Source organism: Bacillus sp. FSL L8-0167 (genome assembly GCF_038630295.1).
Classification (GTDB): Bacteria; Bacillota; Bacilli; order Bacillales; family Bacillaceae; genus Bacillus; species Bacillus safensis.
Map to the genome: position 1 here is coordinate 824664 of NZ_CP152027.1, position 19540 is coordinate 844203.

21 protein-coding genes and 1 pseudogene are annotated in these 19540 nt (G+C 42.3%); 14 read left to right on the top strand and 8 right to left on the bottom strand.

Annotated elements, in window-relative coordinates; translation table 11 throughout:
* Window positions 1-4: 4 nt before the first annotated feature.
* The gene (locus MHB66_RS04080) at window positions 5-1138 is read right to left on the bottom strand and encodes an NAD(P)/FAD-dependent oxidoreductase (protein ID WP_046314352.1); all 1134 of its coding nucleotides are present in this window, start codon (window positions 1136-1138) and stop codon (window positions 5-7) included.
* 219 nt (window positions 1139-1357) lie between these two features.
* On the opposite strand from MHB66_RS04080, the gene MHB66_RS04085 reads away from it, so the two are divergent.
* Window positions 1358-1825 (top strand): DinB family protein, encoded by a 468-nt coding sequence (locus MHB66_RS04085; protein WP_046314314.1) that lies wholly within the window; start codon window positions 1358-1360, stop codon window positions 1823-1825.
* 2 nt (window positions 1826-1827) lie between these two features.
* Here the strand turns inward: MHB66_RS04085 and MHB66_RS04090 are convergent, their stop codons facing one another.
* From MHB66_RS04090 to MHB66_RS04100, 3 genes are all read right to left on the bottom strand, one after another.
* Window positions 1828-2250 carry a regulatory YrvL family protein gene (locus MHB66_RS04090; RefSeq protein WP_041116264.1) on the bottom strand — a complete coding sequence of 141 codons (423 nt, stop codon included), beginning with the start codon at window positions 2248-2250 and terminating at the stop codon, window positions 1828-1830.
* A 69-nt stretch (window positions 2251-2319) separates the two neighbouring features.
* On the bottom strand, window positions 2320-3483 hold the full coding sequence (locus MHB66_RS04095) for an oxalate decarboxylase family bicupin (protein WP_024425215.1): 1164 nt from the start codon (window positions 3481-3483) through the stop codon (window positions 2320-2322).
* Between the two features lie 94 nt (window positions 3484-3577).
* The gene (locus MHB66_RS04100) at window positions 3578-3742 is read right to left on the bottom strand and encodes a YvrJ family protein (protein ID WP_073204399.1); all 165 of its coding nucleotides are present in this window, start codon (window positions 3740-3742) and stop codon (window positions 3578-3580) included.
* A gap of 166 nt (window positions 3743-3908) precedes the next feature.
* Between MHB66_RS04100 and MHB66_RS04105 the strand changes: the two genes are divergently transcribed.
* Together MHB66_RS04105 and rsoA are read left to right on the top strand one after the other, a co-directional pair.
* Window positions 3909-4511, top strand: a complete 603-nt coding sequence (locus tag MHB66_RS04105; RefSeq protein ID WP_046314317.1) for a sigma-70 family RNA polymerase sigma factor — start codon at window positions 3909-3911, stop codon at window positions 4509-4511.
* Window positions 4459-4680 (top strand): sigma-O factor regulator RsoA, encoded by a 222-nt coding sequence (gene rsoA, locus MHB66_RS04110; protein ID WP_046314320.1) that lies wholly within the window; start codon window positions 4459-4461, stop codon window positions 4678-4680. Before MHB66_RS04105 ends, rsoA begins: the two co-directional genes overlap by 53 nt.
* Before the next feature lie 25 nt (window positions 4681-4705).
* On the opposite strand, the gene MHB66_RS04115 is transcribed toward rsoA, so the two are convergent.
* Complete coding sequence (locus MHB66_RS04115; protein WP_046314324.1) at window positions 4706-5686, bottom strand: metal-dependent hydrolase; 981 nt, start codon at window positions 5684-5686, stop codon at window positions 4706-4708.
* Between the two features lie 191 nt (window positions 5687-5877).
* Here MHB66_RS04115 and mutY point away from each other — a divergent pair, with 191 nt between their 5' ends.
* Window positions 5878-6978: an A/G-specific adenine glycosylase gene (gene mutY, locus MHB66_RS04120; RefSeq protein ID WP_046314326.1), complete on the top strand. Its 1101-nt coding sequence runs from the start codon at window positions 5878-5880 to the stop codon at window positions 6976-6978.
* Here mutY and MHB66_RS04125 read toward each other — a convergent pair.
* Window positions 6965-7189 carry a hypothetical protein gene (locus MHB66_RS04125; protein ID WP_003217808.1) on the bottom strand — a complete coding sequence of 75 codons (225 nt, stop codon included), beginning with the start codon at window positions 7187-7189 and terminating at the stop codon, window positions 6965-6967. The genes mutY and MHB66_RS04125 overlap by 14 nt on opposite strands.
* A gap of 81 nt (window positions 7190-7270) precedes the next feature.
* On the opposite strand from MHB66_RS04125, the gene fabL reads away from it, so the two are divergent.
* The 10 genes and pseudogenes from fabL to MHB66_RS04175 all read left to right on the top strand — a co-directional run bounded on the left by fabL (window position 7271) and on the right by MHB66_RS04175 (window position 16819).
* Window positions 7271-8023, top strand: a complete 753-nt coding sequence (gene fabL, locus MHB66_RS04130; RefSeq protein WP_024425211.1) for an enoyl-[acyl-carrier-protein] reductase FabL — start codon at window positions 7271-7273, stop codon at window positions 8021-8023.
* 75 nt (window positions 8024-8098) lie between these two features.
* Window positions 8099-8248, top strand: a pseudogene (locus MHB66_RS04135) (gamma-type small acid-soluble spore protein); the annotation flags it as partial.
* 175 nt (window positions 8249-8423) lie between these two features.
* Window positions 8424-8684 (top strand): YgaB family protein, encoded by a 261-nt coding sequence (locus MHB66_RS04140; RefSeq protein ID WP_034284208.1) that lies wholly within the window; start codon window positions 8424-8426, stop codon window positions 8682-8684.
* A 147-nt stretch (window positions 8685-8831) separates the two neighbouring features.
* Window positions 8832-9362, top strand: a complete 531-nt coding sequence (locus MHB66_RS04145; protein WP_024425209.1) for a DUF402 domain-containing protein — start codon at window positions 8832-8834, stop codon at window positions 9360-9362.
* Window positions 9363-9457: 95 nt separating this feature from the next.
* Window positions 9458-11200: an ABC transporter ATP-binding protein gene (locus tag MHB66_RS04150; RefSeq protein ID WP_046314329.1), complete on the top strand. Its 1743-nt coding sequence runs from the start codon at window positions 9458-9460 to the stop codon at window positions 11198-11200.
* A 112-nt stretch (window positions 11201-11312) separates the two neighbouring features.
* Entirely contained in the window at window positions 11313-12335 is a 1023-nt protein-coding gene (locus tag MHB66_RS04155; protein ID WP_046314331.1) for an ABC transporter ATP-binding protein, read from the top strand.
* On the top strand, window positions 12304-13281 hold the full coding sequence (locus tag MHB66_RS04160) for an ABC transporter ATP-binding protein (RefSeq protein ID WP_080708071.1): 978 nt from the start codon (window positions 12304-12306) through the stop codon (window positions 13279-13281). The genes MHB66_RS04155 and MHB66_RS04160 overlap by 32 nt, the downstream gene beginning before the upstream one ends.
* On the top strand, window positions 13256-14842 hold the full coding sequence (locus MHB66_RS04165) for an ABC transporter substrate-binding protein (protein WP_046314334.1): 1587 nt from the start codon (window positions 13256-13258) through the stop codon (window positions 14840-14842). Before MHB66_RS04160 ends, MHB66_RS04165 begins: the two co-directional genes overlap by 26 nt.
* Before the next feature lie 61 nt (window positions 14843-14903).
* A complete protein-coding gene (locus MHB66_RS04170; protein WP_046314355.1) occupies window positions 14904-15905 on the top strand; it encodes an ABC transporter permease in 1002 nt (333 codons plus the stop codon).
* 17 nt (window positions 15906-15922) lie between these two features.
* Window positions 15923-16819: an ABC transporter permease gene (locus tag MHB66_RS04175; protein WP_046314337.1), complete on the top strand. Its 897-nt coding sequence runs from the start codon at window positions 15923-15925 to the stop codon at window positions 16817-16819.
* 29 nt (window positions 16820-16848) lie between these two features.
* Here the strand turns inward: MHB66_RS04175 and MHB66_RS04180 are convergent, their stop codons facing one another.
* Together MHB66_RS04180 and MHB66_RS04185 are read right to left on the bottom strand one after the other, a co-directional pair.
* Window positions 16849-17922, bottom strand: coding sequence for an aromatic acid exporter family protein (locus tag MHB66_RS04180; protein WP_034284217.1), 1074 nt, complete (start codon window positions 17920-17922; stop codon window positions 16849-16851).
* A gap of 247 nt (window positions 17923-18169) precedes the next feature.
* Complete coding sequence (locus MHB66_RS04185) at window positions 18170-19465, bottom strand: glutamate-1-semialdehyde 2,1-aminomutase (RefSeq protein WP_034284215.1); 1296 nt, start codon at window positions 19463-19465, stop codon at window positions 18170-18172.
* Between the last annotated feature and the right edge of the window lie 75 nt (window positions 19466-19540).

Genomic DNA, 19540 nt, shown 5'->3' on the forward strand with positions numbered 1-19540 from the left:
CATCTCATACATATGTTTCTTCTTCCCATTTAATATGGTATTCGTTCATCTTTCGATCAATATCGTGTTGAATATTCATATGCTGAAATAACGCATTTAACTCTTCTGTCCTCGTTCTTCGATCCTGTTCATAATAATAGAACGCATCTCGATAATCATGATCCCTCAGCATCTTTGCTATGACCATCGCATCTTCTAGACTATATGATGCTCCTTGACCAACAAAAGGATTAGCCGTATGTACAGCATCACCTACAAGAACAACACGTCCTTTTGACCACACAGAGAGGTCCTTGATTTCATAAATACTTCTTGGGAAAAACATCTCTGTATGATCGATCATGTCAAAAAGGTGCTTCGGAATATTCCAGCCTTCCATTTGTTGATATAATAACTGTCGAATGGTTTCTTTGCTGGCTTTCTCAAAATGTATTGCAGGTAATTTTTCAGGACGTTGCGAGAAAGCCTGCCATAAAATATTCAATTGATTTGTCGGATGCGCTTTTCCAAAAATGAATTGAAAGTGTTCATCATTGTAAAAATAACTCGTTGCCTCCTCTAAGACAAAATCCTTCACATAGGATACCCCTTGAAGTCCCCAAAAACCGCTATAGTCTAATTTAGCATTAAATGCAACCGCTTCTCTTGTTTTCGAAAAAGTCCCATCTGCTCCTATTACAATATCACCTGTTATCACAGTTTCATCTTCAAAAAGAACCTGAACGGAATGAGGCTGCTGTTTGATTGAGGTTAACTTTTTGTTGTATTTCACTTCGATTCCTTGTCGTTCAACTTCCTTTAAAAGGACGGTTATGATTTGTGCTCTCATGACGTTGATCAAAGGGGCATGATGATATTTTTCGCTATGATTGTTAAAGATTGCTTCCACTTCATTTTCACTGTTTATTTGCTGGATCCTCTTTATCACTGCTGCATTTGCTATCACTTCATTTTTACACCCGATTTCATCCAAAATCTTTACCCCATTTGGAGACAGTAAAAAACCTGCGCCTGTTTCTAATTCTTCATCTGACCTGCTTTCATAAATCGTACTTTCCATTCCAGCCTTTTTTAAAAATAAAGAAGTAGCCAATCCTGCTACACCACTGCCAATAATGATCACTTTTTGAGATTTCATCATTTTTCCTCCCTCCATACAAACAGACCGGTCGGTTTATTTTAGTGCAAAAAAATAGGCTTTTTCATGTAGGACAGCGTATGACAATTCCCCCTTTTCATTTGGTAATTAAAGTATATCATAATATGTTTTAAATAATATCGCAAGGATGAACCCTTCCAATTTCTGATCAGCTTCTTTTAAATAAAGTTAAAATAAACCTCAGGAGGATAACAAAACATGAACAAAGACACCGTGATACAACACTATGAACACTCCATTGAATGGGCAAAATCGCTTATGGAAGTAACAGACGAAGAGTGGTGCAGAGCGATCGCTGATGGAAAATGGAGTACGGCTGAAATTATCGCCCATTTCGTTCCATGGGATGAATTTATTTTAAAGGCTCGACTAAAGGAATTTTGGAACGATCGGCCGTTACCGCAGGCACCTGATGTGCACAAAATGAATCAACAGTCAGCTGAAAGAGCGAGAAAGGAAAAGAAAAGCGAGACGATCGGTCGATTTATTGCTGTCAGAACAGAATTACTTCAAGAAATGAAGAAAATCGAACCATCTCGCTGGAATGAACCCTTTTTTATTGGTCGAACCAAGCTGACGTTATTCAGTTACTTTCAAGGGCTGATGGAGCATGATATCCATCATATGAAGCAAATCAAAGAAGCACTCTCGTCAGAAAGAGAGTAGAGTCATGAAGCTTCTTTCTCAAACGAAAACGTCGCATAATCAAACAAAAAATGAAACAACCAAAGGCTTAGGGCAAAGAGGATTTCCTCAGAAGTAGACAGTAAAATGCCGCCTACCAATTCATCTGATAAATAGACAGCACCCCAAATAAACAAAAGATGAATTGAAATGGCATAGAAAACGATAGAGCATTTTTTGGAACGGCATTTTCTCACAACTCTCATGAGCACATGCTCCACATGCTCAAAGGATATCCCAAGTACCACATAGATGCCCATAAATAAAAGCATCGATAAAATCGATTGATAAAAAGCACCAGTCAAATGAAAGAACAGCACACAAAACAACAAAAATATGTAACAGACAGCCGACGCCGCCATGAGCCATTTCAGCCCTTGCCATAAAGCGTGAACAGATTGCTGCATAGGTGAACAAACACTCCTTTACATGAAGATACCTGCAAAAAGGACAGCCTTTTTGCAGGAAGTCATACGTTAATCCTCTTTTTTAGGCGCAGCGATCACAGGATGTTTTTCAGTATCAAGCAGTTTTAAGAAATCTTCACCTTGATCTAAATGATCAAGAACAAGCTGTTTCGGTGTGACCGCAAGCCACTGATTCAGTGAAATGTCTGCATAATGATCGCTCTTAAAGATTTCTAAGAAATAAAGCGGTTCGTCGCCTGTATTTTCTACATAATGCCCCATCGCAAATGGCACATAGCCAACGTCTCCCGCCTGATAGTTGAAGGTTCTCGCATGTCCATCAGAAGCAAATACCGTCATTCGTGCCTTTCCAGAAATAAAATATTGCCATTCATCCGTATTTGGATGCCAGTGCAGCTCTCGGATAGCACCTGGATCAACTTTCACAAGAGCGGATGCAATCGTTTTAGACGCTTTGAAATTGGTAGAGTCTGCAATCCACACTTGTCCGCCGCTTGACGTAATCGGCTCCTGTTTTAACAGCTCATATTTAAAGGAATTCGGGACTTCTCCTTGCTCTGTTTTCACCTTGTCACATTCAAGGGAACCAGGAATTCCTTTTTGGAAAATATACTTTTCTTTCTCTGGCAGCTTGTCAAACTGCTCTTTTGTCATACCGAAGTTCTTAAGCACGACTTCCTCTGGCGTGTGGGCAAGCCAATCGGTTACTTGGAACGTACTATTTTCTGAGAAAGACCCATCATCAAACACAAGCAAGAATTCAGCTCCCGGTTCAAGTGCTTGGATAGAGTGCGGCAGGCCAGAAGGGAAGTACCACAAATCACCCTCTGTCACATCCTCTGTAAAATTGCGCCCCTCTGCATCAACCGATGTAATCCGGGCTTCCCCATAAATCATGTACGCCCATTCCGCTTCCTTATGCCAGTGTAGTTCACGAATCGCACCAGGCTTTAGCCGCATATTGACAGATGCAAGACTTTTAGAGATCGGCAGTTCGCGGACTGTTACCTCTCGGGCATAGCCGCCTTTTTCTAAACGATTGTGTGTATCAGAAAAAGAATATTTCAGGTTGGAGACCGTTCCATGATCGGTTTCTGGCGGCGTGAGCATATCTGGATTTTGTCTGTCCCGCTCGAGATTACGTGGAATTTTGACCGTTGCTCCTTTTTCTCCTCGAATCGGCTGTGGTATTCCATTTTGCTTTTCACTCATGATAAAATCCCCTTTCAACATCGTATTGTGTGAGGTGACAAAAGGCCTTTCATTTCGCCCTCGTTTACATAAGGTGAAACGAATCAAGCGGATGTCAATCTGATTCATCATTTTTTTGAGCAGCGACTAATCGTTGGATGAGCTTGCTTAACTCATCAAACTTTCGTTCAAAGCGTGTCAGCAAGTATACTGTCAAAATGGCAGGGAAGCCAGCCTGACCGAGCTGCTTCAGCCATTCCTCTGAAAAAAAGGTCTCCATTTGTCTCACCTCCCAGCGGATGCTCGTCTTCTATATAAGTGGTATGAAAGAAGAAAAAGGAAAGCAGAGGAGGAGAAAATGAATCATTAGACCCGTTTCACGAAGTTTACTTTTTTTAACTTTTGTCCACTTAATGCTAGTAGAGGGAACAAAGGGGAGGATGCACATGGATTATCGGCTGTTATTGAAAGCAAAATGGAAGGAAATCATTGATCACCCGCTCATTCAGCAGTTTTTAAGCAACCCGAAAAACGAGCAGCTGCTCCAGCAAGTTATGGAAGAGCCAAACGAGGAAAATGCCAAAAAACTAGATTCCGAGTTCAAACAGTTCTATCAGAAAATCCGCATCATCAAGTATATCTCCACAATGATACGCATCTTTTCAGTCGACTTTGACAAACGAGTAAAAAAGAAGCAGCAGCGTTTTCCGCTCATACTCGATCATCCTGATACGCAAGAAGTGAAAGACCCTGTTCAAACAGATACGTATGAAGCCGTGCTCTTCAACCAGCAAGACCTAGGGGAGCATCTGCAAGATCAAACATTGTACAAGGCCTACCAGCAGCTCACAGACAAACAAAAAATGGTCTTAACCCAAATCTATGTCGAAGGTCAAACGATGAAGGAAATAGCCGATCAGTTAGGCGAAACAAGACAAAACATCTCAAACATTCACAAAAAAGCACTCAACAAACTAAAAGAAGAAACAGGGGGAGATGTCCGTGCACGAAGACAAAATGACCAATGGAGAAATGGAAGAACTCATTGAAACCTTCACACCCATAATCAAAAAGAAACTACAAAACACGGCATATCAAGAAAGAGAAGACCTCGAACAAGAACTCTATATCAAACTCATCGAAAAAGTAGACTGGCTGATTTACCAAGAAGGACCTGGATTTTGGGAGTTTATTGTGGAATATATGACGAAGATGTAAGAGTGAAGCACAAAAAAAGACTCGCTCACACAGAGCCGAGTCTTAATTTTTTTTGTAGTTTTTCTTCACTGAAAATCCAGCCGGTATAGGAATTTTTGATTTGGTGGTCCATGTCGATATGGCAGATCGCGACGAAAGGATAGTGACCTTTGCTGCGGTAGCGCAAATCAATGAACCGCACTTCATAATGATCCTTGTATTTATCTACTTCCCACCGGTAGACAGGGGAGAAGGAGAGAAAGGCTGAAATGTTTTCATCTTGTTTGGCAATTTTCATAATTTCAGTATCAGGGACCGGCACACGGTTAAAGGTGTCTAAAATGACGACTTCTCCATTCATGCTGCGCCCAACATGGAAAGAGGATTTACATTTCACGGCAATGCGCCATTGTCTGAACTTCATTGTAGGCGAAATAATAATCTCTTCAATTTCATCGAATCGTGCACGCAGCTGACGTTTAATCTGAAGCTGCATGATGACCCTGACGATATAGTAACAGAAAATCACGGCGTACAGCGTTATGAACGTATAGCCGGGATGACCGCCAATCGCCCAAACGACAATGGCGACAATGTGTGTAAAAAAGATGAATGGATCAAACGTATTAATGATCCCAAGTGCTACCCATTTCTTTGAAAATGGACGAATGGCCTGTGTGCCGTATGCATTGAAAATATCGACAAACACGTGAAGCACAACGGCTAATAGTGTCCATAACCAGAGGTGAAGTAAATTCGCCCCAGGCACAAATGGGAAAATCACAGCCGGAATCAGCAATGACCAAAACAGTACAGCTGGAATGGAATGTGTAAATCCTCGGTGATTTCTTATATAAACCGCATTATTTTTTAGTTTTAGCACAGTATCAATGTCTGGTGCTTGGGAGCCGGCGATGGTCGCGATCATCACGGCGTGTGCCATGTGTGGATCTGCGCTGACGGCTGGATCTAAAAGTGCAAGTCCCCCAAGAGAAATGCCCATTACTACATGAGTACCAGTGTCCAATTGATTACCTCCTAGTTGTCATGCTTAGGAACAATCATACAAAGTATACGTCTCCAATCAAGACTATGTGCAAAATCACTTTTGCTTTATCCCGATTTAATGTAACATGTTAACGTATCTACAAACAGTATACAACAAATAAGGTTCTATTCAGAACGTTAGCCCTCGGTCCAATGAGAAGGAGTATAGATATGAAAGACATTCAAGAAAAGCTGGACCGCAAAGATATTGCGGGCTTTCAGCATGATTTAATTGATTGGTATGAAAAAGAACAACGAACATTGCCATGGCGTGAAAATCAAGATCCATACCGCGTCTGGGTATCAGAAGTGATGCTTCAGCAAACGAGAGTGGATACGGTCATTCCGTACTTCAACCGGTTTATGGAGCAGTTTCCGACGGTGAAGGATCTCGCTTTAGCTGATGAAGAAAAGGTCATGAAAGCATGGGAAGGTCTTGGCTACTACTCAAGAGTTCGTAATTTACAGGCAGCTGTGAAAGAAGTATATGAATCCTACGGCGGCATTGTCCCTAATACGAAAGAGCAATTTTCAAAGCTCAAAGGTGTAGGCCCGTATACGAGCGGCGCAGTACTGAGTATCGCCTATAACAAGCCGTATCCTGCGGTAGACGGCAACGTGATGAGGGTCATTTCTCGTATTTTGTCCATATGGGATGATATTGCAAAGCCCAAAACGAGAAACATTTTCGAATTCTCGGTCGATCAGCTCATTTCCCGGGAAAAGCCGTCAGAATTTAATCAAGGGTTGATGGAGCTTGGTGCGCTCATTTGTACCCCAACATCCCCTGCCTGCCTCATTTGCCCTGTGAACATGCATTGCTCGGCATTCGAGGAAGGCGTTCAGCATGAGCTCCCAGTGAAAAGCAAAAAGAAAAAGCCGACTGCAAAATCAATGGCAGCAGCGGTGTTATTTGATGACGCAGGCAACCTATATATTCATAAGCGGCCAAGTACAGGCCTCCTTGCGAATTTATGGGAATTCCCTAACATGGAAACCATGAAGGGAAGAAAAACGGAAAAAGAGCAGCTCATTGATTTCTTAAAAGAGGAGGCAGGTGTACAAGCTGAGCTTGGTGATTTAGAAGGCACCATTCAGCATGTATTTACCCACCTCATCTGGAATATTTCTGTTTTCTTTGGACGAGTTACCTCTGTATCCGATGACACGAAGCTGAAAAAAGTCACAACAGAAGAATTTGAGGCATATGCTTTGCCAGTCTCACACCAAAAAATTTGGAAGCTGGCACTTGAGCAGCCTAGTCGTATTTAACCGTTGTACCGTGGGTATAATCAGCTTCATTTCGGTGCAGACCCCCGCGGTCTTCGATTTCAGAAATGATTTCTCGATACTTAGATTGCCCTTCTTCATTCAAATAAGGTAAAATTTGTTGGAAAGCATGATGAAAGTAAGCAAGCTCAGTATCTTTCCATTGATCCTTGGACATCATGCCAAGCTGGCTTAAATCGCGTCCGACATACATGAATGTAACCTCCTAATAGGAACTTTCCTATTAGTGTGAAGCGAATGAACGAAAACTATTCAAATCAGGAGATGAACCATAATGAGTCAACGTAAATGTGCATTAATTACAGGAAGCAGCAGAGGAGTAGGGAAAGAAGTAGCTCTCCGCCTCGCTGAAAAAGGATATGACATTGTCATTAACTATGCGAGAAGCAAAAAAGCCGCACTTGAAACAGCGGAAGAAATTGAAGCGATGGGTGTTAAAACATTGGTTGTCAAAGCCAATGTAGGCCAGCCTGAGAAAATCAAAGACATGTTTCAGCAAATCGACGAAACCTTTGGCCGTTTAGATGTATTTGTGAACAATGCGGCATCAGGTGTTCAGCGTCCTATTATGGACCTTGAAGAAAATCATTGGGACTGGACAATGAATATCAATGCGAAAGCCTTGTTATTCTGCGGACAAGAAGCCGCGAAACTAATGGAGAAAAACGGCGGCGGACATATCGTCAGCATTAGCTCTCTTGGCTCTATTCGCTATCTTGAAAATTACACAGTAGTCGGCGTGTCAAAAGCAGCACTAGAAGCTTTGACACGTTACCTTTCTGTTGAGCTGTCACAAAAAAATATCGTCGTCAACGCCGTATCAGGCGGCGCGATCGATACCGATGCACTCAAGCACTTCCCGAACCGTGAAGAGCTTTTAGAAGATGCGAAGAAAAACACACCTGCCGGCCGAATGGTGGAAATTAAAGACATGGTCGACAGCGTGGAATTCCTTGTATCAGGCAAAGCAGACATGATTAGAGGCCAGACGATTATTGTGGATGGCGGACGTTCTTTGCTTGTTTAAAAAAATCATGAATAGGATCTGCACCTTCTGCACAAATTAATGTGCGTGGAGGTGATAATGATGGATCAACAACAAAACAAAACAAACGCGCAACAAGTGAAGAAACAAAACCAAGCTTCTGCACAAGGCGGTCAATTTGGTACTGAATTTGCTAGTGAGACTGACGTACAGCAAGTAAAAAAATACAACCAAAAAGCTGAGCAAAACAAACAACAAAACAGCTAATCACTGAAACAAAGGAAAGCACTTCATATACGAATGAAGTGCTTTTCTTTTTTGCCTCTCATCACCATCCGACAAAACCTGTAAAACCTCTACATAAACAGTCAAAGGATTTCTTCTTTCTTTCAAGAAATGGTATACAGACAAAAAGTGGATTCGATGAAAAGGGAGGAGTTAGATGTCTGATTTCGATCAGCTTGTAAAAGAACAAATGCAGCTCATGGATCAGCTGCTCGATGTGCAGGGAGAACTCGATCTATGCTTAGAAACAGAAAAACAATTGCAGCAGGATGAAAAAAAAGAAGAGTGGCATAGGCTTTGTGATCAGATCAAACAGAAACGTGAGGAACTGCAAAAAGTGCAAACCTTATTTACAAAACAGACAGAAGAGGTCATCAACTCATATAAACAGATGGAAAAGAGTTCTAGCGTGATGTAAGTCAGTGTGCCGTTCAATTGGGTTGAATGGCTTTTTCATTTCATTTTTTAATGATGTAACGGTATAATATAATAGAGACATGTTTAGTTGGGAAATTAGGTCTTTGGACTGTTAGGTTTGTTTGTTATAGAAAGTAGGGGAGAAAATATGGGCTATCCCAAGGAAGGAGAAACCATCCAAATTCAAAGCTATAAACATAATGGCTTGATCCACAGGATTTGGAATGAAACCACCATTCTGAAAGCAACGGAATTGTGTATCATTGGTGCAAACGACCGTACAATGGTGACTGAATCCGACGGCCGTACTTGGATGACGAGAGAACCGGCTATTTGCTATTTCCATGCAAAACAATGGTTTAATGTAATTGGGATGCTTAGAGATGATGGGGTATATTATTACTGCAACATCAGCTCTCCTTTTGCGACAGATGATGAGGCAATTAAGTATATTGATTACGATTTAGACGTCAAAGTCTTTCCAGACATGACGTACAATATTTTGGATGAGGACGAATATGCAGATCATAAGAGGCAGATGAATTATCCAAAAGAAATCGATAGTATCTTAAGAGAGCATCTGAATACATTACTGCATTGGATTCACCAGCGGAAAGGTCCGTTTGCGCCTGAATTTGTGGATATGTGGTATGAACGTTTTTTACATTATACAAAATAAGCAAGAGCATCAAAAAACCTGTTTGGCTTTTTAGGCTAACAGGTTTTTGACTGCGTACGGATAAGAGGCACTGATAGATTGGGAAGGAGATTTACATGGGGGTCATTAAACGCTACATGGCTTTTGTAACACCGTATAAAAAACAGATTGCATTGACAATGGTCATCGGAATGATTAAGTTCTCGATTCCCTTAACCTTGCCTCTGCTTTTAAAGTATGTCATTGATGATGTCATTCAAGGCTCGGGGTCAGCTGAAGAAAAGACATCAACTCTACTGATCATAATGGGAATCATGCTCGTATTATTTTTAGTGTTGAGGCCGCCTGTTGAATACTATAGACAATACTACGCTCAGTGGACAGGCAGTAAGGTATTATTTGATATTCGGGAAAAACTGTTCTCGCATATTCAAAAGCTAAGTCTTCGTTATTATGCCAACACGAGAACAGGAGAAATTATTTCAAGAGTGATCAACGATGTGGAGCAGACAAAGGAATTTGTCATCACAGGGCTCATGAACATTTGGCTGGATATGATGACTGTACTGATCGTGATCGCTATTATGTGTACACTGGATCTGAAGCTCACCATCGTGTCTGTCATTATTTTTCCGCTCTACGCGTTTGCAGTAAAGTATTTTTACGGACGGCTTCGCAAGCTGACAAAAGAGCGGTCACAGGCGCTGGCTGAAGTGCAAGGGCACCTGCATGAGCGGGTACAAGGAATGCCGGTCATTCGCAGCTTTGCGATTGAAGAATATGAACAAGAGAATTTTCATGATGAAAACAAAAATTTCTTAAACAAAGCAATCAACCATACGAATTGGAACGCCAAAACATTTGCCGTCGTCAATACCATCACTGACATTGCACCGCTGTTAATCATTGCATTTGCTGGCTACACGGTGATTAATGGATCGCTTTCGATTGGGACCATGATCGCCTTTGTCGGCTATATTGACCGGATGTACAATCCGATTCGCCGTCTCATTAACTCATCCACGACTTTAACCCAGTCGGTGGCATCAATGGATCGGATCTTTGAGTTTATTGATGAGCCATATGAGGTCACAGACCGGCCGAATGCAAAAGAAGCCAATCATTTAAAAGGAGAGGTAGAGTTTAAAAATGTGTCGTTTCGTTATGAACACACGCAGGAAGAGATTCTGCACAATATCTCCTTGAAAGTAGAAAAAGGACAAACGGTTGCGCTTGTAGGAATGAGCGGTGGAGGGAAGTCGACACTCGTCAGCTTAATTCCAAGGTTTTATGATGTCACAAACGGGTCACTTGAAATTGACGGCATTGATATCAAAGAGTACAAAGCAAGAAGTCTTCGAAATCAAGTCGGAATGGTGCTGCAGGATACATTCCTATTCAGTGACACGATTAAAGAAAATATTGCGGTTGGTGACCCTGAAGCACCTTTTGAAAATATCGTGTCGGCTGCAAAAGCGGCAAATGCGCATGATTTTATTATGTCTCTTCCTGAAGGATATGACACGAAAGTAGGAGAACGGGGCGTGAAGCTGTCAGGCGGACAAAAACAGCGGATTTCCATTGCAAGGGTATTTCTTAAAAATCCACCGCTTTTGATTTTAGACGAAGCGACGTCCGCACTTGATTTAGAAAGTGAGCATTACATTCAAGAAGCGATGCAAAAGCTGGCGAAGGATCGCACAACCTTTATTGTCGCACACAGATTATCAACCATTACACATGCTGACCAAATTGTGGTCATGGAACAAGGCGAAATTGTGGAAAAAGGAACACACGAAGAATTAATGAACCAAGCCAGCCACTATCGTCATTTATTTACCATTCAAACTTTAAATTAGTAGAAGCCTATCCGATTCTAGCGGATAGGCTTTTTTATGCTTGTCAAAAACATGACATATTTCCCAGCTTGTCTCAATACAATTTTAAAAAGTATGACGGGGTGGTGAATATGTGAAAGAACAAGACGTGCTGCTAGATGTCAAACAGCTGTCCATTGCGTTTCAGCAGAAAAAGCAAAAAGTGCCCATCGTCCATCACATATCGTTCTCGATTCAAAAAGGGGAAACGTTAGGAATTGTGGGCGAATCTGGCTGCGGGAAAAGTATCACAAGCATGTCATTAATGGGTCTGAATCAGCAAACCGATACAACGGGCGAGGTTCATTTCGAAGGGCAAAATCTGCTGTCACTTTCAGAGAAACAGTGGCGAGAGATAAGAGGAAATGACATTTCGATGATTTTCCAAGAGCCAATGACCTCTCTGAACCCATTAATGACCATCGGCAAACAAATGACGGAAGCCCTTTTCACACATCAAGCAATCGGTCAGAAAGAAGCAAAAGCGAAGGCGATTGATCTGCTTCAAACAGTTGGATTGAAGCAAGCAGAATCACTGCTTAGAAAATATCCACATGAATTATCAGGCGGTATGCGCCAGCGTGTGATGATTGCAATGGCAATGCTTTGTCACCCAAAGCTTATGATCGCTGATGAACCGACAACTGCACTTGATGTGACCATTCAAGCGCAAATCCTTCGTCTGCTCAAAAAGCTGAACGAAGAGATGGACACTGCTATTTTATTTATTACCCATGATCTAGGCGTCGTGCGGCAAATATGCCAGCGAGTCATGATTATGTATGCCGGTCGAATTGTAGAAGAAGGAACCGTTGACCATATTTTTCAAAAACCTCTGCATCCCTACACGAAAGGTCTTTTCGCCTCAGTTCCATCGTTTAAAGAGAAAAAAGAAAAGCTCATCTCTATTGCAGGTCATGTGCCTAAGCCAGGGGCCATCCGGTCCGGCTGTCAATTTGCACCACGCTGCCCATATCAAATGGCGCAATGTCTTGAAAAAGATCCAGCCTTACAATCCATTGAACAGAATCACCGCGTGGCATGTTTTCTAATGGAAGGAGGAGAAGACACTGAGTCACCCACTTTTGCAAGTGAATCAGCTGACAAAACGGTATGACACAGCCGCTTTTTTTTCTAAACATAAACAATCGACTTTGGCTTTAAATCAAGTGTCCTTTCACGTGAAGGAAGGAGAAACGCTTGGCATTGTTGGTGAATCAGGCTGCGGGAAATCAACACTTGGCAAAAGCCTAATGAGATTGACTGAACCGACGTCAGGCTCTATTCAATTAAAAGGGCAGGAGATCACCCTTCTAAAAGAACGAGATATGCGTTCCTTAAGAAAAGACATTCAAATGATCTTTCAAGATCCATATGCTTCTTTAAATCCAAGAATGAAAATCAAAGATATTTTAGAGGAACCACTGATTGTCCATCAGCATGGGACGAAAGCAGAAAGACGGAAACGGGTAAAAGAGATGCTGCACATTGTTGGATTTGATCCTTCCTACGGAGAACGTTATGCGCATCAATTCAGCGGCGGGCAAAGGCAGCGTATCGGTATTGCTAGAGCACTTATTACGCACCCAAGTCTTGTCATTGCCGATGAACCAGTTTCGGCTTTGGATGTATCCGTTCAAGCGCAAATTTTGAATTTGATGCTTGAATTGCAAAAGACGCTTTCTCTGACGTATCTGTTTATTTCTCACGACCTTGGGGTTGTCAGATATATGAGTGACCGGATCGCCGTCATGTATGCTGGGCGCATTGTCGAGATGGGGCCTGCCGAAGATGTGTTTCACAGTCCGCTTCATCCCTATACGTCGCTGCTTCTGAAATCCATTCCACATATGGATCACGTACTAGAGGCGCAAGATGTGGCAGCAGAAGAGACCACAATGACGGAACGCGGCGGCTGTCCTTTCTACAAAAGGTGTCCAAAAAGATGGGAGAAATGCCTGAAAGCAGTTCCTGCTTTGTATGAGGAGGCACCGGGGCACGCAGCCGCGTGTTATTTATATCAAAAGGAGGAACACAATGAAGAAGACATGGTTATTCAGTAGTTTCATTTTTGTGCTGGCACTGGCGCTCTTTTTAGGGGGATGCTCGTCTTCACCGACATCAGAAGAAAAGGCAACAAAAGATACCCTCGTATTTGGCAGAGGGGGAGATTCCACTTCACTAGATCCAATCACAACAACAGAAGGCGAAACCTTTAAGGTCACAGAGAATATATTTGAAAAGCTCTTGAATTACGGTGAGAAAGACACGACCATCCATCCTGGCCTCGCAACAGAATGGGATGTTGCAAAGGACGGAAAATCATACACGTTCTACTTAAGAGAAGGTGTGAAATTTCACGATGGCACAGACTTTAACGCAGAAGCAGTGAAATTCAATTTTGAACGCTGGATGAATGGAGACGCAGAAAAGTTTCCTTACTATGGGATGTTTGGCGGCTATAAAAAAGATAAAGGGCATGTCATTAAAGACATCATCGTCAAAGGCGAGCATGAAATTGAATTTCAGCTGAAGCGCCCGCAGGCGACATTTCTCAAAAACATTGCTATGTCACCATTTGGCATCGCAAGTCCAGCGGCTGTTGAAAAAAGCGGCGATTCATTTAGAGAAAATCCAGTGGGGACAGGACCATTCAAGTTTAAAGAGTGGAAGCAAAACGACCGTATCGTGTTAGAAAAAAACGAGGATTATTGGCAGAAGGATAAACCAAAGCTGAATCAAATCATCTTCCGCTCCATTCCAGAAAACTCTGCTCGTTTAAATGCCCTTAAAACAGGCGAGATCGACTTAATGGATGGCGTGAATCCGTCAGATTTAGATGGCATTAAAACCGACAAAGCACTCCAGCTCTTTGAAAGACCATCGATGAACGTAGGCTATATCGGACTGACTGTCACAAGAAAGCCGCTTGATAACAAGCTCGTTCGTCAGGCACTCAATTATGCGGTCGATAAAGAATCGATTATTGAGTCATTTTATGGCGGACTTGCTGAGCCAGCAAAAAATCCATTGCCGCCTGCTTTAGAAGGCTACAATGACGACATTGAGCCATATCCGTATGATCCAGAAAAAGCGAAAGAACTATTAAAAGAAGCGGGCTTCCCTGACGGCTTTCGCATCAAGCTTTGGGCAATGCCTGTACCGCGTCCATACATGCCAGATGGAATGAAGGTAGCAGAAGTCATTCAGTCAAATTTTGAAAAGGTCGGCGTCAAAGCAGAAATTGTGACATATGATTGGGCGACCTATTTAGATAAAGCAAGTAAAGGGGAAGCAGATGTGTTCTTATTAGGCTGGACAGGGGACAATGGCGATCCTGATAATTTCATCTACACTCTGCTGGACAAAGACAGCATTGGCGGTAACAACTATACATTCTTCGAAAATGATAAAATGCATGACATTTTAATTGAAGCGCAAACAGACACAGATCAAAAGAAACGAAATGAGCTGTATAAAAAAGCGCAGGAAATCATTCATGACGAAGCGCCTTGGATTCCATTGGTGCATTCAATTCCAATGCTTGCCGCATCTAATGATTTAAAAGGCTACCAGCCGCATCCAACTGGTTCAGAAGCTTTAACTGACGTGTATTTCGAATAAGCAAATAAGGGAGATCTTGTATCTCCCTTATTCAAACAAAGAAAAAGGCGGTGAAAGCTGTTTGTTTGCTTATTGTATGAAGCGGGCAGGAATGCTCATCCCAGTACTGATCGGAATGACATTGGTCGTGTTTTCAATTATTCGTTTTATACCTGGAAATCCAGCGCAGGTCATCTTAGGACAGCGGGCAACGAAAGAGGCAGTAGAACAATTAACGATCCAGCTCGGTTTAGATCAGCCATGGTACGTTCAATACGGTCATTATATGCTAGGCCTTTTAAAAGGGGATTTAGGAACTTCCATTCGAACAGGAGCGGCTATTGCCCAGGAAATGAAGCCCTACTTATTTGCGACGTTAGAATTGACCTTTTTTGCCATGGTGCTGGCGATTGTGGTGGGAGTGAATGCCGGAATCATTAGTGCTTGGTTTAAGCATTCTTTCTTTGATTATGCCGCGATGTTTATTGCACTCATCGGAGTGTCCATGCCGATTTTCTGGTTAGGTTTAATGGGGCAGTGGCTGTTCTCGATCGAATTAGGTATTTTGCCGACAACAGGCCGAGAAGATGTAAGGAATCCAGTCGAGTCGATCACGTATATTCATACACTGGACACGCTTTTGCAAGGCCGGTTTGATCAATTCGCTGACAGCATCAAGCATTTGATCTTACCAAGTACAGCACTCGCAACAATTCCTGCTGCGATTATTGCGAGAATTACAAGGGCAAGTATGCTGGAAGTGCTTCATTCAGACTTTATTCGAACAGCAAAAGCAAAAGGAGTACGTTCATTTTTTATCATTTATCAGCATGGCCTGAAAAATGCGCTCATTCCGGTCTTGACGATTATTGGTCTTCAGACGGGCCTCTTGCTTGGTGGAGCGATTTTAACAGAAACCATTTTTGCTTGGCCGGGAATCGGACGGTATATATATGACGCCATCAGTTATCGTGATTACCCAGTCATTCAAACAGGTATTCTTGTCGTTGCGCTTATATTTGTCCTGATCAATTTCATTGTGGACATCTTGTATGCGGTTATTGATCCAAGGATTAAATATTAGGGAGGGAGAGTGACAATATGGAAGCACAAAAAGAGCTTGAACCACCTCAGACAAAAGATGAACGCTCTCAATCATTGATTCTTGAATCAATGAAGCAGTTCTTTCAGCACAAGCTGGCGGTCATTGGCAGTGTGATTGTCTTTTTATTTCTGATCCTAGCGATCTTTGCACCGCTCATTGCTCCTTATGGAATCAATGAGCAATCACTTGGTGAGCGATTTAGTGCCCCTTCAGCTGCGCACTGGTTTGGTACGGATGATTTCGGCAGAGATATATTTTCAAGAGTTATGCATGGAGCACGGATTTCCTTATGGGTCGGTTTCTTCTCGGTTCTCGGGTCTGTCATTTTAGGCACACTGCTTGGATTGATAGCGGGCTATGGCGGAAGAGTGCTAGATGCTGTGATCTCCAGACTGTTTGATATTTTACTCGCTTTTCCTAGCATTCTATTAGCGATTGCTATTGTCTCCATCCTAGGCCCCTCCTTACAAAATGCCCTTATTGCCATTGCGATTATTAATGTCCCAACTTTTGGACGGCTCGTTCGTTCAAAAGTGCTTAGTATAAAACAAGAAGAATACGTTCTGGCAGCAAAGGCGGTTGGGATGTCACACCGCCGCATCGTACTGCGTCACATTCTGCCAAATAGTATGGTGCCAGTCATCGTACAGGCAACGCTAGCGATCGGAACCGCAATCATTGAGGCAGCGGCTTTAGGCTTTTTAGGATTGGGTGCACAGGCGCCAAGTCCAGAATGGGGGAAAATGCTCGCCGATGCGAGACCTTATCTCGTTCAAGCCCCTTGGACATTATTCTTCCCAGGAATAGCGATCATGCTGACGGTTCTAGGCTTTAACCTGATGGGGGATGGATTAAGAGACACACTGGATCCTAAAATGAAGAAAATAAAATAAGACCGATTCTAGGAATCGGTCTTTTCTGTTTATGCTTCTTTTTCTTCTGTCTCAATTTCACTATCTTTTGGGTGATACGTCTGGAAGCTTGTAATCAATGTATCTAAATGCTCTAATTCATCACGGTATTCGATGATGCTGGACATGACATTCAGCATGTTGTAATCGAGTAAGTCGTTTTCTTGGTTTTGCTGATGCTGAATAAATGATTTCGTTAACGTCTCAAGGCGAAGAGAGCATTCATTTTGAAATTCATCATCCTGCGGCTTCATTTTTCCGACGAATTTCATCAATGTGCGCTCATGCCAATACAGTAAATAATCAATTTCATCCGTTAAGCTTTCCCTGAAATGCTCTGGCATTAAATGAATTTCATTTTCTAATTTATGAAGCTTTTTCAGCAAATACAGAGCGCGATTCGATGTCATAATGGCCTGCCTGAACAAAACAAGCTTTCTTGATTTGACATACGTGGTTTTCTTTAAATAGCTTCGTTCTTCTTTGTATAGCAAGTAAATATGATCTAATTTGATCATGCGTTCTTTTATTTGATCGATGTCATCCTTTAATGTGGAATGATCAGTAGACTGTCTGGAGCTCAGACGGATCCATTTTAAAATCTCCTCCGTATTTTCCATAATGTGATGAACAAGTTTTGTTTCATATTTTGGCGGCAGGAAGATTAAATTCACTAAAAATGAAGAAAGAACTCCTAACACCACAGTAGCTGTTCGGATTAGGGCAAAGGAAAGGAAATGATCCCCTGCACTTTCTAAAATCGCGATGACGGTTACAAGTGCAATCGGAATCGTGTGTTCAATCTTCAGCTTTAAATTAATGGCGATGACCATGACGGCGGTTAAACCGATAATGACTGGTCCTGTGCCAAAAAGCAGACCGAACGTAATGGCAAGCGCTGCTCCAATAATATTGGCTTGCACTTGATCAACAATGGTTAAAAAAGATCGATAAATAGATGGCTGGATAGCAAATACAGCTGCAATTCCCGCGAAGACGGGCGTTGGCAACCCAAGCCATGTTGCCAGGTAAAGCGCGAGTACAATGGCAATACCAGTTTTTAAAATACGGGCTCCAAGTTTCATTGGTTTTGTCCCTGCATTCCTTTCTTTTCGATAATAGATGATCACTCGTCATTTATCATTCATATTTTGATGAAACAACTAAGTAATATACAGCGGTCTTCCGAAATATTCAAGTGATTTTTGAAAGTTCATGAAAACATCAAAAGAAGGTATTGAGAAGAAATGTAACAGATTCGCACGCTTTTGACAAACAAGAGCTGGTAAATAAAAAAACAGGCGCATGTTTTTACGCCTGTTTGGGACTTCATTATGATTGTTTCAGCTGTGCAAATGCATGATCTACTGCTTGCAGCGTCTCAGAAATATCTTTTTCAGTATGTGCGATCGTTAAGAACCAAGCTTCATATTTAGAAGGAGCGAGGTTAATGCCTTGCGCGAGCATTAATTTGAAGAAACGGGCAAACATTTCGCCATCCGTATTTTCAGCCTGCTCGTAGTTCACAATCGTTTCTGTTGTGAAATAAATTGTGAGCGCTCCTTTTAAGCGATTCACTGTAATATCTACTTGATGCTTTTTGGCATGGGCTAAAATGCCTTCTTCTAACATAGCGCCAAGCTGATCAAGACGCTCGTAAACGCCGTCTTCTTTTAACAATTCCAAGCAGGCAATACCTGAAAGAATGGATGCAGGGTTTCCTGCCATTGTGCCAGCTTGATAGGCTGGTCCAAGCGGGGCAACTTGTTCCATAATTTCTTTTTTACCGCCGTAAGCGCCGATAGGAAGTCCGCCGCCAATAATTTTTCCTAATGCAGTGAGGTCAGGTTTTACTTGAAGCAAATCCTGTGCACCGCCATACATAAAGCGGAAAGCGGTAATGACTTCATCATAAATCACCAGTGCGCCTTTTTCATGTGTGAGGTCATTGACCTGCTGCAGGAAACCGTCCTTAGGTTCTACGATGCCAAAGTTCCCGACAATTGGTTCGACAAGGACAGCTGCTATTTCATCTCCCCAGCGATCTAATGCTTCTTTATAGCTGTCAATATCATTAAATGGAACGGTAATGACTTCATTGGCGATACTCTTTGGTACGCCTGCGGAATCGGGTGTTCCTAAAGTGGAAGGACCAGAGCCTGCAGCCACTAGCACAAGATCAGAGTGGCCGTGATAGCATCCGGCAAACTTAATGATTTTTGTTCTGCCTGTATATGCGCGAGCCACTCGAATTGTTGTCATCACCGCTTCTGTACCTGAATTGACAAAACGAACTTTGTCTAAAGCAGGCATGGCTTCCTTCAGCATTTTAGCAAAAGTGACTTCATGCTTCGTTGGTGTTCCGTAAAGGACACCTGTTTCAGCCGCTTTCGTGATGGCTTTTGTAATATGCGGGTGGGCGTGTCCTGTAATAATTGGACCGTATGCTGCCAGATAATCGATATAGCGGTTTCCGTCAACATCCCAAAAATAAGCGCCTTCTCCTCTTTCCATCGCAACGGGTGAACCGCCGCCTACTGCCTTATATGAACGAGACGGGCTGTTGACACCCCCAACAATGTGCTCCAGCGCCTCTTGATGTAATTTTTCTGATTCTGTGAATTTCATAAATAGCCTCCTATCTCAACGTATCACGTCGTCTATCATTATTTTAACATGCCGATGCAAGCGTCCTTAGTTGAA